Source organism: Azospira sp. MPR-LB4, assembly GCF_058809525.1.
Window position 1 is genome coordinate 2,252,326 of the sequence record NZ_CM179521.1, and the last position, 15,061, is coordinate 2,267,386.

A 15,061-nucleotide genomic window follows, 5' to 3' on the forward strand; every position below is an offset into this window, starting at 1 on the left:
GCAGTATAACCGGCTTCAGGCCGGCATCCAGGCACGCATGTCGATGCCCCACTGCTCCGGGTTTTCGTGGCCGAGGATGCGGTCCTGGCTGAGGCTCAGGTCCACCTCCTCGGGCGGCAGGTAGTAGCGCTTCTCGGCATGGTAGAAAACCTTGACCCGGGGCAGCAGCAGCTTTTCCGCGTTCTGCTCCAGCACCACCCCCAGGCGGCCGCTCTCCAGGCGCACCAGGGAACCGGTGGGGTAGATGCCGATGCTGCGGATGAAGGCCTGCACCAGCTCCGGGTTGAAGTGGAACTGGCTCCATTCCAGCAGGCGGCGCAGGGCCTCGGTGGCGGGCATGCCCTTGTGGTACACCCGGTTGGAGGTGATGGCGTCGTACACGTCCACCACCGCCCCCATCTGGCCGTAGAGGCTGATCTGGTCGCCCTTGTACTTGTTCGGGTAGCCGGTGCCGTCGAAGCGCTCGTGGTGTTCGGCGGCCACGTCCAGGGCGATCTGGCTGATGCCCGGGGTGTGCAGCAGGATGATCTTGCTCTGCACCACGTGGTTCTTCATCTTGTCGAACTCGGCGTCGGTCAGCTTGGCCGGCTTGTTGAGGATGGACTCGGGCACCTGGGCCTTGCCCACGTCGTGCAGCAGACCGCCGATGGCGATTTCCTTGATGGTGTCCCTGGGCAGATTGAGGGTGCGGGCGAAGGCCACCAGCAGGGCGCATACCGACACCGAATGGAGGAAGGTGTAGTCGTCGTGGGTCTTCAGGCGGGAAAGGGGAATCAGGGCGTCCTGGTGGCGGAAGATGGAATCCACCATGTTCTCCACCATGGGCTCCACCTTTTCCATCTCGATCTGCTTGCCCAGGCGGATGTCGCCCATCATGTCGCGGACGATGCGGTGGGCCTCGTTGTGCAGCTTGCGGGCCCGGTGCATCTCCTCGGCCAGGGCCACGCTGCGCAGCGGCGCCGGCTCCTCCTCGGCGATGGCCTCCAGGCGCTGGTGCAGTTCCCGGGTGGTTTCCTCGCTGGTGGGGGCATGGGCCACGTCCAGGCCCTTGGCGGTGTCGATATAGACCTCGTGCACCCCGGTCTCCCGCACCTTGCGCAGGTCGGCCTCGTCGTGCACGGCAAAACTGTTGCGCAGGAAGTTGTGGTCCAGCCAGCCCATGTTGAGGTCGTGGATGAACATGCCTGGCTTCAGTTCGGCGATGGCGATTTTCTTGATCATCGAGGCAGGTCGGGCAGGGATTGATCGGACACCACAGGCCAATTATGCCTTCAAGCGGCAACGGCGGGCAGCGTACAATGCGGCCTTTCCTCCGTCCTGGGGCAATCCCTGCTGCCAGGCCGCTTTCACGCCAGTTTGCCCCATGATCAGTCTCCGCAACCTCACCTTCGCCCGCGCCGGCCAGCCCCTGGTCAGCGACGCCAGCCTGCAGCTCCATCCCGGATACAAGGTGGGCCTCACCGGCGGCAACGGCTGCGGCAAGTCCTCCTTCTTCGCCCTTTTCAGCGGCGCCCTGCACGCCGAAAGCGGCGACCTGGACCTGCCGGCCAGCTGGGTCATCGCCCACGTGGCCCAGGAGACGCCTTCCCTGCCGGACCCGGCCCTGGAATTCACCCTGGACGGGGACCGGGAGCTGCGTCAGGTGGAAGCCGACCTCAAGGTGGCCGAAGCGGCCCACGACGGCGAGCGCATCGCCGCCCTGCACGCCCGCTACGGCGAGATCGGCGGCTACGGCGCCAAGGCCCGGGCCGCCGAACTGCTGCACGGCCTGGGTTTCACCGATGCCGACTTCACCCGGCCGGTGAAGGAGTTTTCCGGCGGCTGGCGCGTGCGCCTCAACCTGGCCCGCGCCCTGATGTGCCGCTCCGACCTGCTGCTGCTGGACGAACCCACCAACCACCTGGACCTGGATGCGGTGCTGTGGCTGGAAGGCTGGCTGAAGAGCTACCGGGGCACCCTGCTGATGATTTCCCACGACCGGGACTTCCTCGACGCCGTGGTCAGCCACATCCTGCACATCGAGCAGGGCAGGATGAAGCTCTACAGCGGCCACTACTCCGCCTTCGAGCGCCAGCGGGCCGAGCAGCTGGCCCTGCAGCAGGGCATGTTCGAGAAGCAGCAACGGGAGCGGGCCCACCTGCAGCGCTTCATCGAGCGCTTCAAGGCCAAGGCCACCAAGGCCAAACAGGCCCAGAGCCGGGTCAAGGCCCTGGCCCGCATGGAGGAGGTGGCGGCGGCCCACGTCGATACGCCCTTCACCTTCCGCTTCCGCGACCCCGTGGCCAGCCCCGATCCCCTGCTGACCCTGACCCACGCCCGGGCCGGCTATGGCGACAAGGTCATCCTCGACCAGGTGGAACTGACTCTGCGCCCCGGCGAGCGCATCGCCCTGCTGGGCCGCAACGGCGCCGGCAAGTCCACCCTGGTCAAGCTCCTGGCCGGCCGCCTGGCACCCCTGGCCGGCGAGTACAAGGAAGGCAAGGGCCTGGCCATCGGCTACTTCGCCCAGCACCAGGTGGACGAACTGCGCCCCGAGGAATCCCCCCTGCAGCACATGGTGCGCCTGGCCCCCACCACCCGGGAGCAGGAGCTGCGCGACTACCTGGGCGGCTTCGACTTCCGCGGCGACATGGCCACCCGGCCCTGCGGCCCCTTCTCCGGCGGCGAGAAATCCCGCCTGGCCCTGGCCCTGCTGATCTGGCACCGGCCCAACCTGCTGCTGCTGGACGAGCCCACCAACCACCTGGACCTGGAGATGCGCGAGGCCCTCACCCTGGCCCTGCAGGAATACGAGGGCGGGGTGGTGCTGGTCTCCCACGACCGCCACCTGCTGCGCACCACCGCCGACAGCCTGTGGCTGGTGGCCGACGGCAAGGCCGCCCCCTTCGACGGCGACCTGGACGAATACGCCGCCTGGCTGGCCCAGCAGCAGAAGGAAGAAAAGGCGGACACGGTCAAGGAGGCCAGCAAGGAGGAACGGCGCCAGCAGCGGGAGGACGACAAGGCCGCCCGCCAGGCCCTGCTGGCCAGGCGCCGGCCTCTGGTCAAGGAAATCGACACCCTGGAGAAACGCCTGGCCGCCTGGCAGGGCGAACTGAAGCTGCTGGAGCAGCGCCTCTCCGACCCCAGCCTCTACGCCAACCCGGACCCGGCCCTGCTGGAACCCCTGGTCAAGCGCCAGGCCGAGCTGACCAGGGACATCGGCGCCGCCGAGGAGCGCTGGCTGGAAGCCCAGGACGAACTGGAACAATTGCCCGTTCCCGAGTGATGCCCTAACATCGGCCGTGGGCGCCGCCCGGGACAAAACAACCGATCAAGGGGAAGGAGGGGCATGGGACATCTGCTGCGACGCTGGTCGCTACTCCTGCTGCTCCTGCCCGCCACCCTGCTGCAGGCCCAGGAAGCCCGCCCCCTGCTGTTCGGGGTCCTGCCCTATCTCAGCACCCGCATCCTCATCACCACCTATTCGCCCCTCGCCGCCTACCTGGAGCAACGCCTGGGGCGGCCGGTGAGCCTGCAGACCGCCCCCGATTTCGACACCTTCACCAGCCGCGCCTTCGCCGGCGAGTACGACCTGCTGCTGATCGCCCCCCACTACGCCCGGCTGGCGGAAGTGGATTACGGCTACATCCCCCTGCTGCGCCACCGCAACGACATCCGCTGCTACCTGATGGTGCCCCGGGAGCAGCCCCTGGCCTCCCTGGAGCAGCTGCGGGGCCAGACCGTGGCCATCCACGAGCGCAGCGCCATGGTGCCCATGCTCGGCCTCAACTGGCTGGCGGAAAAGGGCCTGGTGGCGGAACGGGATTTCCGCGTGGTGGAAAACGTCACCCAGAGCAGCGCCCTGCAAAGCGTGGTCAGCGGCAAGGCCCGGGCCGCCATCGTCTCCCACTCCACCGTGGCCCAGGCCCCGGCCGACCTGCGGGAAGCCACCCGCATCGCCGGCGAATGCCCGTCCGCCCCGGGCCTGGCCCTGATGGCCCACAACCGGCTGCCGCCGGCCGAGCGCCAGCGCATCAAGGAAGTCCTCAACGCCTTCGAGCAGACGCCGGAGGGCAAGGTCTTTTTCGACATCAGCACCCACGGCGGCTACCGGGAGCCGACCCCGGCCGATGCCCGGCTGATGGACAAGGTGCTGCCGGAAACTCGCCGGCTGCTGAAGAAATAGGATGGGCATGGGCTGGCTGCATACGCTGCGGGGCAAGCTGATCGTGTCCACCATCCTGGTGGAGGCGGTCATCATCGGCGCCGTGCTGTGGAACGGCCTGCGCCTGACCGAGGCCCACCTGCTGGAGCAGTTCGACCTGCGGCGCAAGGAAACCACCCTGCTGCTCGACGCCGCCCTGGCACCGGCCATGGCCCAGCGGGACTACGCCGCCGTCAGCGACATCCTGCAGGCGACCCAGGCCATCAACAGCATCGACTACCTGGTCATGTTCGACAACGACGGCCAGATCATCGCCACCGCCAACTGGGACCGCCGCCGGCCCCTGCCGGCCACCGACAATCCGGCCCGCCTGCTGGACGGGAACGGGCTGCAGAATTTCGACCTGCGCATTCCCATGAGCATCGGCGGCCGCCAGTTCGGCGAGCTGCAATACGGCCTCGACCTCGGCTTCCTGCGCCAGGCCCGGGACGAACTGCAGCGCCAGACCATACTCATCGCCATCAGCGGGCTCCTGCTCTCGGCCCTGGTGCTGGCCTCCATCGGCCTCTGGCTGACCCGCCACCTGAACCGCCTGACCCAGGCCAGCCGCCGCCTGGCCCGGGGCGCCACCTTCCAGACCCTGCCCGACAGCGCCGACGACGACGTCGGCGCCCTGACCCGGGCCTTCAACCAGATGGGCGGCGCCCTGGCCGCCCGGGTGGGGGAGCTGCTGGCCTCGGAACGGGAACAGCGCCAGCTGGCCGCCACCCTTTCCGCCGAACAGGCCCGCCTGCACGCCCTGCTGTCCTCCATGCGCCTGGGCCTGCTGTTCGTCTCCCCCGAGGGGCGGGTGGTCTATGCCAACCCGGCCTTCCGCCAGCTGTGGCGCCTGGAGGAGGACGACACCCCGGCGGGCATGACCCTGGGCGACCTGGTGCAGCGCATCGCCAGCGACCCCCAGCGCCTGCCGGACCCCTACCAGCGGGAACACCTGTTCCTCGACGACGGCCTGCAATGGGAGCTGCGCCAGTCCGACGAACGCCTGCTGACCCAGACCAGCGTGGCGGTGCCGGCCGCCTCCGGACAGACCGAGGAAGGGGAGAGCCGGCTGTGGATTTTCGAGGACATCACCCATGAGCGGCAGACCGCCGACCGGCTGCTGTTCATGGCCGAGCGGGACCCCCTCACCGGCCTCTACAACCGCAGCCGCTTCGAGGGCGAGCTGCAGCGGCTGGCGGTGCAGCTCGAGCGGGATACCTCGGTGCGGGCGGCCCTGCTGTATTTCGACCTGGACGAATTCAAGACGGTGAACGACAGCTTCGGCCACCGGGCCGGGGACGCGGTGCTGCTGCGCATCGCCGGCGAGGTGGGGCAGCTGCTGCGGGGCAACGAGATGTTCGCCCGCCTCGGCGGGGACGAATTCGCCGTGGTGGCCCCGGGCGCCGACCTGGCGGCGGCCCAGACCCTGGCCCAGCGCATCATCAGCGCCGTCGCCGCCCTGGGCTTCGAGTTCGAGGGCACCAAGGTGCGCCTCACCTCCAGCCTGGGCATCGCCCTGCTGCCGGAGCACGCCCGGCGGCCCGAGGAGTGGGTGGCCCGGGCCGACATCGCCATGTACGCCGCCAAGCACGCCGGCAAGAACGGCTGGCGCGTCTTCCGCGAGGAACTGGGGCAGTCCGCCTACATGCTGGCCCAGCTGTCCTGGGCCGAGCGCATCCAGGCGGCCCTGGAGCAGGACCTGTTCGAGCTGCACTTCCAGGGCATCTACACCACCGGCACCCCGGTGCTCTCCCACCTGGAAGTGCTGCTGCGCATGAAGGACCCGGAACACCCGGGCCAGTACCTGATGCCGGGCGAATTCATCCCGGCGGCGGAACGCAACGGCCGCATCCTGGACATCGACCGCTGGGTGCTGGCCGCCGGCATCCGCACCCTGGCCCGGCGCACCGACCTGCCGGGCCTGGCCATCAACATCTCGGGCCGCTCCTTCGACGACCCGGGTCTGCCCGACTACATCACCGGCCTGCTGGAAACCCACCGGGTGGCGCCCCAGCGCCTGCTGGTGGAGCTGACGGAAACCGCCGCCCTCTCCAACATGGCCGACACCCAGCGCTTCATCAGCCACATCCGCAGCATGGGCGGCTCGGTCTGCCTGGATGACTTCGGCGTCGGCTTTTCCTCCTTCGCCTACCTCAAGCACCTGGACGCCGACGTCATCAAGATCGACGGCATGTTCATCCGCAACCTGGTGCAAAGCCGTGAGGACCAGGTATTCGTGCGGGCCATCATCGAAGTGGCCCGGGGCCTGGGCAAGAAGACGGTGGCCGAGTTCGTCGAGGACCGGGCCACCTACCTGCTGCTGGGCGAACTGGGGGTGGACCTGGCCCAGGGCTACCACCTCTCCCGGCCCCGCCCCGAACTGCCGGACCCGGCGGCCCCGCCGGCCGCTGCCTGAGCGCTCCGGCCCGTCATCCACGGCCGGTCGGCGGGGCGTCGGAACGGTGCCCCTTCTGCTAAAATCCTGGCTTTTGCGTCCTCAGCCAAGGAGTTTTCCGTGCAGATCGTTTGTCTTGACCTCGAAGGTGTGCTCGTTCCCGAAATCTGGATCGAATTCGCCGAACGCACGGGTATCCCCGAGCTGCGCCGCACCACCCGGGAAGAGCCGAACTACGACGTGCTGATGCAGTACCGCCTGGGCATCCTCAAGCAGCACGGCCTGGGCCTGCCGGACATCCAGAAGGTCATCGCCGAAATGGGCCCCCTGCCCGGCGCCAAGGAATTCGTCGAGTGGCTGCGCCCCCGCTTCCAGGTGGTGATCCTCTCCGACACCTTCTACGAATTCGCCATGCCCCTGATGCAGCAGCTGGGCTTCCCCACCCTGTTCTGCCACAAGCTGGAAGCGGACGCCCAGGGCTTCCTGGTGAACTACCACCTGCGCATGCCCAACCAGAAGCAGGAAGCGGTGAAGCGCTTCAAGGAACTGAACTTCAAGGTGATCGCCTCCGGCGACTCCTACAACGACACCACCATGCTCGGCGAAGCCCATGCCGGCATCCTCTTCTGCCCGCCGGAAAACGTCATCCGCGAGTTCCCCCAGTTCCCGGTGGTGAAGGATTACGAAGCCCTCAAGGGCGAGATCCTCAAGGCCAGCGAACGCATCTAAGGCCATCATGCATCGCCAGCGCTACTACACCCTGACCGCCTCCTGCCCCGACCGGGTGGGCATCGTCGCCAAGGTTTCCGGTTTCTTCGCCGCCCACCAGGGCTGGATTCTCGAAACCGCCCTCCACGCCGACGACACGGCGGGCCGCTACTTCATGCGCATCGAGGTGCGGGCCGACTCCCTGCCCTTCCACCTGGCCGAGCTGCGGGAGCGCTTCCGCCCCGTCGCCGAGGAACTGGGCATGGAGTGGAAGATCAGCGACAGCGCCGTGAAGAAGCGCGTGGTGGTGCTGGTTTCCAAGCAGGAGCACTGCCTCTACGACCTGCTCTCCCGCTGGCAGTCCAAGGAACTGGACATCGAGATTCCCTGCATCATCTCCAACCACGACACCTTCCGCGGTTTCGTCGAGTGGCACGGCATCCCCTTCCACCACATCCCGGTGACGGCGGACAACAAGGCCGCCGCCTACGCCGAAATCCAGCGCCTGTACGAGGAAGTGAAGGGCGACACCATGGTGCTGGCCCGCTACATGCAGATTCTCTCGCCCGAGCTGTGCGCCGCCTATCCGGGGCAGATCCTCAACATCCACCACAGCTTCCTGCCCAGCTTCGTCGGCGCCAAGCCCTACCACCAGGCCTATGAACGGGGCGTCAAGCTGATCGGCGCCACCTGCCACTACGTCACCGCCGACCTGGACCAGGGCCCCATCATCGACCAGGACGTGATCCGCATCGATCACTCCGACTCGGTGGAGGACATGGTGCGCTACGGCAAGGACATCGAAAAAACCGTGCTGGCCCGGGGCCTGCGCTACCACCTGGAAGACCGGGTGCTGGTGCACGGCAACAAGACGGTGGTGTTCCGCTGAACCGGGGCACTTCCCGGACATGAAAAGGGCGCCGCGGCGCCCTTTTTCTTTGCCGCCGGGGCCGCTGCAGGCAGATGGCCGGAAAGGCGCATGCTTCTTGGACGAGAGCCGTGGCATGACGCAAACACTGCATCCATGCGCTTTTCCAGGCATGCTTGAAAACATCCCGGCACCAAAAAAACAACGGGCACCCGCAGGTGCCCGTTGCATGGAGGCGGAAGATTCCGCGTCTTACAGGTGGTAGGCGCTTTCGCCGTGGGAGGCCACGTCCAGGCCTTCCCGTTCTTCCTCTTCGGAGACCCGCAGGCCGACGAACATGTCCACCAACTTGTAGGCCACCAGCGAGACCACGCCGGACCACACCACGGTGAAAAGCACGCTCTTGATCTGGATGACCACCTGGGCGCCCATACTGAAGGTGTCCGGGGTCAGGCCGCCGGTGCCGCCCAGGCTCTGGTCGGCGAAGACACCGGTGAGGATGGCACCGATGATGCCGCCCACGCCATGGACACCGAACACGTCGAAGGCGTCGTCCGCACCCAGCAGGCGCTTCAGGCCGCTGACGCCCCACAGGCAGACCAGGCCGGCGATGAGGCCGAGGATGATGGAGCCCATGGGACCGACGAAGCCGGCTGCCGGGGTCACTGCCACCAGGCCGGCGACGGCACCGGAAACGGCACCCAGCATGGAGGGCTTGCCCTTGAACAGCGCCTCGCCGAGGATCCAGGAGAGGGTGGCGGCACCCGTGGCGACTACGGTATTGACGAAGGCCAGGCCGGCGATGCCGTTGGCGGCGCCGGCGGAGCCGGCATTAAAGCCGAACCAGCCCACCCACAGCAGGGAAGCGCCGACCATGGTCAGGGTCAGGGAATGGGGCGCCAGGGATTCCTTGCCGAAGCCGATGCGCTTACCCAGCACGTATGCGCCTACCAGACCGGCCACACCGGCGTTGATGTGCACCACGGTACCGCCGGCAAAGTCCAGGGCGCCGTCGGCGCCCAGCAGGCCGCCGCCCCAGACGATGTGGGCCATGGGCACGTAGCTAAAGGTGAACCACAGCACGGAGAACAGCACCACAGCGGAGAACTTGATGCGCTCGGCGTAGGAGCCGACGATCAGGGCCGTGGTGATGGCGGCGAAGGTGGATTGGAAAATTAGGAAGACGTATTCCGGGATGGTGGGCAGGACGCCGGACAGGGTGTCGGGAGCGATACCCTTGAGGAAGGCCTTGCTCAGATCGCCGAAGAACTTGCCTTCACCGGAGAACGCCAGGCTGTAGCCGTAGATGCACCACAGCACGGTGATCAGGGAGAAGATGACGAAAATCTGCATCAGCACCGAGAGCATGTTCTTGGAGCGGGCCAGGCCGCCGTAGAACAGAGCCAGGCCGGGGATCGTCATAAGGATGACGAGCATGGTGGAGGTGAGCATCCAGGCGGTGTCGCCGGTATCCAGCTTGGGCTCGGCGGCGGGGGCAGCCGGGGCTTCCGCCGCGGGAGCGGCAGGGGCGGCGGCGGGAGCGGCCTCGGTGGCGGCAGCTACCGGAGCCTCGGGCTTGTCATCGGCAAAGGCCGGCGCGGCAGACAGGCCGACGACGCCGAACAGGGCCAGAACAGCAAGAAAGCGTTTCATTGTGTTCTCCCTCTTACAGAGCATCTTCACCGGTCTCACCGGTGCGGATGCGGATGACTTGTTCGACGTCGAAGACGAAGATCTTGCCGTCACCGATCTTGCCGGTGCTGGCAGACTTCTCGATGGCTTCGATGACCTGATCGAGCAGCTCGTTCTTCACGGCAGCCTCGATCTTCACCTTGGGCAGGAAATCCACAACGTACTCGGCACCGCGATACAGCTCGGTGTGCCCCTTTTGCCGACCGAACCCCTTGACCTCGGTGACGGTGATGCCCTGTACGCCGATGGCGGAAAGGGCTTCACGCACTTCGTCAAGCTTGAACGGCTTGATGATGGCGGTTACCAGTTTCATAGCTTTCTCCTGAAATGGCCCCGGGGATCGGGTCCCCGGGATGCCTAGGGAAGATGGAAGTTAGAAAGTCTTGGTGAAGGACAGCAGGGCACGGCCTTCGCCCAGATCCTTGTTGAAGGCGTTGCAGTACACCGGGGTGCTGTCGCCGCAGGCCTTGGCGTTGGTGGTCCAGTAGGACAGGCCGACGGTGCCGAAGCCCACATCCTTGGTCACGCCGACCTTGTAGTCGGTGTAGGAGGCGTCGTCGTTGTTCTTGATCTTCTGGTGACCGACGTGGCCCAGCACGCCCCAGCCGTCGCCCAGGTCGTAGGCAGCGTTCAGTTCCAGGTAGCCGGAACCGCGGGTGTTGTCGGCGCCGTTGGAGCTGGTGAAGCCGAAGATGTGGCTGGAGACCACGTGGGAGTACTTCAGGGTCAGCCACTTCCAGCCGATGGCGCCGTACAGTTCGGTGGTGTCGGCCTTGGTGTAGCCGTCCGGGTAGGTGCCGGGGTAGTTGTAGCGCAGCACGCCCACGTCGTAGTTCCAGTCGCCGCCGGCGAAGGTGTTCTTGTAGCCGCCGTAGAGGTCGATCTCCAGGGAGGAGCTGACATCGCTGCGGCCGTCGCTCAGCCAGGACACGTTGGAACCCCAGACGCCGGCATACAGGCCGCTGGCGTGGGAGTAGTCAAAGCCGCCTTGCAGGGCGGGCTTGCGGTTGGTCTGGCCGATACCGCGGTAGATGTACTCGGAAGCCAGGGTCACGTTGGCGGTGAAGGTGTGTTCGGCGGGAGCGGCTTCTTCGGCCATGACGGTGGAAGAGGCGGCCAGGGCAGCCAGAACGGCGGTGGCGATGAGCGTCTTGCGCATAATTTGGACTCCTGTTTCGTTCGATGAAAATAAAAGCTTGCACAGACCGTTAGCACATGCCGTGCCAACTTTATTTTTAAGATAAATCAACAAAATAGGCAGCACCCCTAGCCCTCTTCCGCAGGAGGCGCACCGGGCTGGCGCACCATGACGGGGAGTTGCACCAAAGCAGTGCCACCCCATGGGAAAGCCGCCGCACGCCATCAAATGTCGCTATCGGCCCATGCTAAACTCGCCCCCGCAAGCGGATCGGAACATCCGCGCCCCCTTTGCCGCCGCCGTGCCGGCCCGACTGAACCTGTTGCGGAGTGCTCGCCATGCTCGACCCCAAAGTGTTTGAAGAATTTTCCGGCCGCCTGGCCGGCCTCCTGGCCGCCTCCCCGGCCGCCGACATCGAAAAGAACGTGAAGGCCATGCTCGGCGCCTTCTTCAGCAAACTGGACCTGGTGACCCGGGAAGAGTTCGACGTCCAGGCCCAGGTACTGGCCCGCACCCGGGACAAGCTGAAGGACCTGGAAGCCCGCATCGCCGCCCTGGAACAACAGGGCCGCTGAGCGCCGCCGCCTCTAGTCAAACGTCATCATCCCACCTACACTGCCCGGACACCACCCACCCCGCTCCTGACTCCGGCCCCCACCATGCCCCTCGCCCTCGTCCATAGCCGCGCCCTGGCAGGCATGGAAGCGCCGCCGGTGGCCGTGGAGGTGCACCTGGCCAACGGCCTGCCGGGCTTCACCCTGGTGGGCCTGCCGGAAGCGGAGGTGAAGGAGGCCCGGGACCGGGTGCGGGCCGCCCTCATCACCAGCGGCTTCGAGTTCCCGGCGAAACGGGTCACGGTCAACCTGGCCCCGGCCGATCTGCCCAAGGAATCGGGCCGCTACGACCTGGCCATCGCCCTCGGCCTGCTCGCCGCCTCCGGCCAGATTCCCGCCGCCCGGCTGGACCAGTATGAATTCGTCGGCGAACTGTCCCTCTCCGGCGAACTGCGCCCCGTGCGCGGCGTCCTGCCCATGGCCCTGGCCGCCGCCCGGGCGGCACGGGCCTTCGTCCTGCCCCTGGCCGATGGCGCCGAGGCTGCCTGGGTCCGCCGCGCCCATCCAGACACCTCCATCCTCCCCGCTGCCAGCCTGCTGGCGGTGTGCGCCCACCTGCACGGCCAGGAGCTGCTGGCGGAACAGCCGGAACCGCCGCCCCCGGCGCCGGACACCTACCCGGACCTGCGCGACGTCAAGGGCCAGGCCCAGGCCAAGCGGGCCCTGGAGATCGCCGCCGCCGGCGGCCATTCGCTCCTTTTCAGCGGCCCGCCCGGCACCGGCAAGTCCATGCTGGCGGCGCGCCTGCCCGGCCTGCTGCCGCCCATGAGCGAGGCGGAAGCCCTGGAATCGGCCGCCATCCTCTCCCTGGGGCGCCAATTCCGCCCCGAGGCCTTCTCCCGCCGCGTCATGCGCAGCCCCCACCACACCTCCTCGGCCATCGCCCTGGTCGGCGGCGGGGCCCAGCCCCGGCCCGGGGAGATTTCCCTGGCCCACCACGGCGTGCTGTTCCTCGACGAACTGCCCGAATTCGACCGCCGGGTCCTGGAGGCCCTGCGCGAACCCCTGGAAAGCGGCCACATCCATGTTTCCCGGGCCGCCTCCCGGGCCGATTTCCCTGCCCGCTTCCAGAAGCTTGTCTAGTTAGAATGAATCCCTTGCTGCACAAAGCCGCTACAGCTTTGCTCCTTTGGTTTGCCATAGTGGCACCAGTAGCTGCCGAGAGCCTTCCAGGTCGAATCGTCAGGGTCAGTGACGGCGATACAGTTACGCTTCTTGATGGGGCTAGGACTACTCATAAAATCCGCCTCATGGGTATAGATGCACCTGAAAAGTCCCAACCGTTTGGCACTCGCTCTAAGCAATCCCTGAGTTCCCTAGTTTTCGGAAAACAGGTTGTTGTCGAGTTCTACAAGAAGGATCGTTACGGCAGGCTGATAGCCAAGATTGCTACTCCCAACATGCCAGACGTAAATCTAGAACAGGTAAAAAGGGGCATGGCTTGGCATTACAAGGACTACCAAAGGGAGCAATCGCCCATAGATCGTGAAACCTATGCCAACGCTGAAGAGGAAGCCCGTACATACAAGCGGGGTCTTTGGTCTGATCCTGAACCCGTAGCCCCTTGGGACTTCAGGAAAGCCAAAAGGGCCAGAAACGCATTTCTAGCGCCTTCAGTGCGATAACTTGAGCAAGTCAAGGAAAGGATGCACTAAAAGCTGAAGATGTCTTAGAACGCCCAAAAAGAGGCTTAGCGCGTAAATAACAAATACCAACTACGGCACATCTTACGGATGCAAACATTTCAGACAATAACAATTCCCGACTAAATTGATATGGATTTATTCGGGATTTGTTTTAAAATTGTTTGTAACACATTGATTTATTGTAGTTTACCTAACAAACCAGCACCTACCGAGATTTTCCCATGCAACCCATGCCATTCTCTTGACAAACTTAGGGGATACACTACGATAACCAATTTCCATTGGTCATATTTATATGCAAATAGACTCTCAGAAGAAGTTTGTTTTTACAGACACCGAATGGAAGCGCGAACGTTCTCAAGAGAACAGCTTACAACAACGGAGCGCTCCCCCAGAATCGCTTTTCAGGGCATCGGTTTATTGCATGCAATGCCAGAACCTTTGGACCGACCGAGTATGTAAAGGCTCTTCTCTAGAGCCAGTGCTATTCAAAACGATTGTGACTTGCCCTCAGTGCGGTGCTAGTGAGTCAATTCCAAACTCAGAAATACGAAGCGTAGATAATTAAGCAACAAACACAGTGAGGGCTATGAGTTTCGCAAATATTGACTTTCTAATGATACAAACTAATCTCAGAATGGCTGAATATCCGCGAACCTCTGCTCTTCTTCTGGCAGGTATAAGCCTTCATGATGCAACCAGAGAACAAATGGTGAATGCTTGTCTAGAAGATTGATTGAGCATTTGAGTTTGAAGTAGCTAATTAAAGCTCTGCCTTCAAACTCAAAACTATATTCATCACCATGTAAGTGTTTTAAGGCTTGCTCAAAAATATACGACTGAACGGCGTTACCGTTTTCCTTCACAATCAATTGGTGGTGCTGGAACCAATAGGCATCAGAGGAATAAAAGTCAAGGAACAGCTTAAATGGCGACCAAGGTGCAAGCCTGATTGTCTCTTCCATTACAACATATTGGAGAGGGGTAGACTCTCTGGAATAACCTAGCTTTAAGCACTCACCAAACGATTGCCTATGAGCCTCTTGTAGCTCTTCTAGGGTAGCTGCTTCAGAGTAAGTAATATTGTGCTTTGCAAGCTTTGCTTTGATCTTATTTCGAGAAGTCAAACCAAGTTTCGAGGCGTATTCTTTGAGGAATGCGTTATAAACAGTCGCACCGATTACAGTCTTGATCTTGGCTAGCACTTGTTCTTTAGGGGAGTTCCTATCAACATTAAACTTACGCTTTAATGACTTGATAGAAATGTATTTACCCGCCCCCTCTCTGGGTAACTTATTCTGCCTTCTGCGATTAAAATCAGCGGGAGCAATAACTAAGTTATCAGGGTGGAGCAGGCCAATATTCCCTGAGCGTGAATTTCCCACGGGATATATGTGAGATATTGCGTACTCTTTGGAATCACCACCGTTATAGAGAGTTCGCTTAGCAGCCAAATCCCTTAATTGCTTTAATCCATCAAGATCAATTCCTTCTAGAACCTGTACCGTTCCAGCTCGTTTGCATTCTTGGATTAGGTAGTTAGCAAAAGTGGATTGATCGAACTTGTTTGATCTAGCAGATTGGCGCTTAGCTGCTGTAGCCTCTCTGCTCTTCTTCTTGATGGCATTGTTGTATTTCGTTCTGCAATCATCTGAACAGAACTTAGCACTCTGGCGCTTATTGATTAGTTCAGCCTTGCAATGCAGGCACTTCCTTTCCTTGTTGTTCATATTTCTCCTTCTGGAGTTGTTGTTCTAATAGCTTAAAGGCTGTATTTAACACCTCTGCAACTGACATATTTCTATCAATACAGT

General features: G+C 63.4%; 12 protein-coding genes and 1 pseudogene. 8 read left to right on the plus strand and 5 right to left on the minus strand.

Annotated elements, in window-relative coordinates; genetic code table 11:
- Positions 1-15 precede the first annotated feature (15 nt).
- Positions 16-1,221 (minus strand): HD-GYP domain-containing protein, encoded by a 1,206-nt coding sequence (locus AC3QLZ_RS10660; RefSeq protein WP_014235867.1) that lies wholly within the window; start codon positions 1,219-1,221, stop codon positions 16-18.
- Between the two features lie 142 nt (positions 1,222-1,363).
- On the opposite strand from AC3QLZ_RS10660, the gene AC3QLZ_RS10665 reads away from it, so the two are divergent.
- From AC3QLZ_RS10665 to purU, 5 genes are all read left to right on the plus strand, one after another.
- Positions 1,364-3,268 (plus strand): ATP-binding cassette domain-containing protein, encoded by a 1,905-nt coding sequence (locus AC3QLZ_RS10665; RefSeq protein WP_014235868.1) that lies wholly within the window; start codon positions 1,364-1,366, stop codon positions 3,266-3,268.
- A 63-nt stretch (positions 3,269-3,331) separates the two neighbouring features.
- Entirely contained in the window at positions 3,332-4,168 is an 837-nt protein-coding gene (locus tag AC3QLZ_RS10670; RefSeq protein WP_014235869.1) for a phosphate/phosphite/phosphonate ABC transporter substrate-binding protein, read from the plus strand.
- Positions 4,169-4,175: 7 nt separating this feature from the next.
- Positions 4,176-6,602 (plus strand): EAL domain-containing protein, encoded by a 2,427-nt coding sequence (locus tag AC3QLZ_RS10675; RefSeq protein ID WP_014235870.1) that lies wholly within the window; start codon positions 4,176-4,178, stop codon positions 6,600-6,602.
- Between the two features lie 99 nt (positions 6,603-6,701).
- Positions 6,702-7,310: a bifunctional phosphoserine phosphatase/homoserine phosphotransferase ThrH gene (gene thrH / locus AC3QLZ_RS10680; RefSeq protein WP_014235871.1), complete on the plus strand. Its 609-nt coding sequence runs from the start codon at positions 6,702-6,704 to the stop codon at positions 7,308-7,310.
- 7 nt (positions 7,311-7,317) lie between these two features.
- Positions 7,318-8,178 carry a formyltetrahydrofolate deformylase gene (gene purU / locus AC3QLZ_RS10685; RefSeq protein WP_014235872.1) on the plus strand — a complete coding sequence of 287 codons (861 nt, stop codon included), beginning with the start codon at positions 7,318-7,320 and terminating at the stop codon, positions 8,176-8,178.
- Between the two features lie 231 nt (positions 8,179-8,409).
- On the opposite strand, the gene amt is transcribed toward purU, so the two are convergent.
- From amt to AC3QLZ_RS10700, 3 genes are read right to left on the minus strand one after another with little or no spacing between them, the layout of a single operon-like run.
- Positions 8,410-9,810, minus strand: coding sequence for an ammonium transporter (gene amt / locus AC3QLZ_RS10690; RefSeq protein WP_014235873.1), 1,401 nt, complete (start codon positions 9,808-9,810; stop codon positions 8,410-8,412).
- A gap of 13 nt (positions 9,811-9,823) precedes the next feature.
- A complete protein-coding gene (glnK, locus tag AC3QLZ_RS10695) occupies positions 9,824-10,162 on the minus strand; it encodes a P-II family nitrogen regulator (protein WP_014235874.1) in 339 nt (112 codons plus the stop codon).
- A gap of 60 nt (positions 10,163-10,222) precedes the next feature.
- Entirely contained in the window at positions 10,223-11,008 is a 786-nt protein-coding gene (locus AC3QLZ_RS10700) for a TorF family putative porin (protein ID WP_014235875.1), read from the minus strand.
- A gap of 317 nt (positions 11,009-11,325) precedes the next feature.
- Here AC3QLZ_RS10700 and AC3QLZ_RS10705 point away from each other — a divergent pair, with 317 nt between their 5' ends.
- From AC3QLZ_RS10705 to AC3QLZ_RS10715, 3 genes and pseudogenes are all read left to right on the plus strand, one after another.
- Positions 11,326-11,562 (plus strand): accessory factor UbiK family protein, encoded by a 237-nt coding sequence (locus AC3QLZ_RS10705; protein ID WP_014235876.1) that lies wholly within the window; start codon positions 11,326-11,328, stop codon positions 11,560-11,562.
- Positions 11,563-11,646: 84 nt separating this feature from the next.
- Positions 11,647-12,672: pseudogene (locus AC3QLZ_RS10710) on the plus strand (YifB family Mg chelatase-like AAA ATPase); the annotation flags it as partial.
- Between the two features lie 26 nt (positions 12,673-12,698).
- Positions 12,699-13,226: a thermonuclease family protein gene (locus AC3QLZ_RS10715; protein ID WP_492783246.1), complete on the plus strand. Its 528-nt coding sequence runs from the start codon at positions 12,699-12,701 to the stop codon at positions 13,224-13,226.
- Positions 13,227-13,879: 653 nt separating this feature from the next.
- Here the strand turns inward: AC3QLZ_RS10715 and AC3QLZ_RS10720 are convergent.
- Positions 13,880-14,977 (minus strand): hypothetical protein, encoded by a 1,098-nt coding sequence (locus AC3QLZ_RS10720; protein WP_492783247.1) that lies wholly within the window; start codon positions 14,975-14,977, stop codon positions 13,880-13,882.
- Positions 14,978-15,061 lie beyond the last annotated feature (84 nt).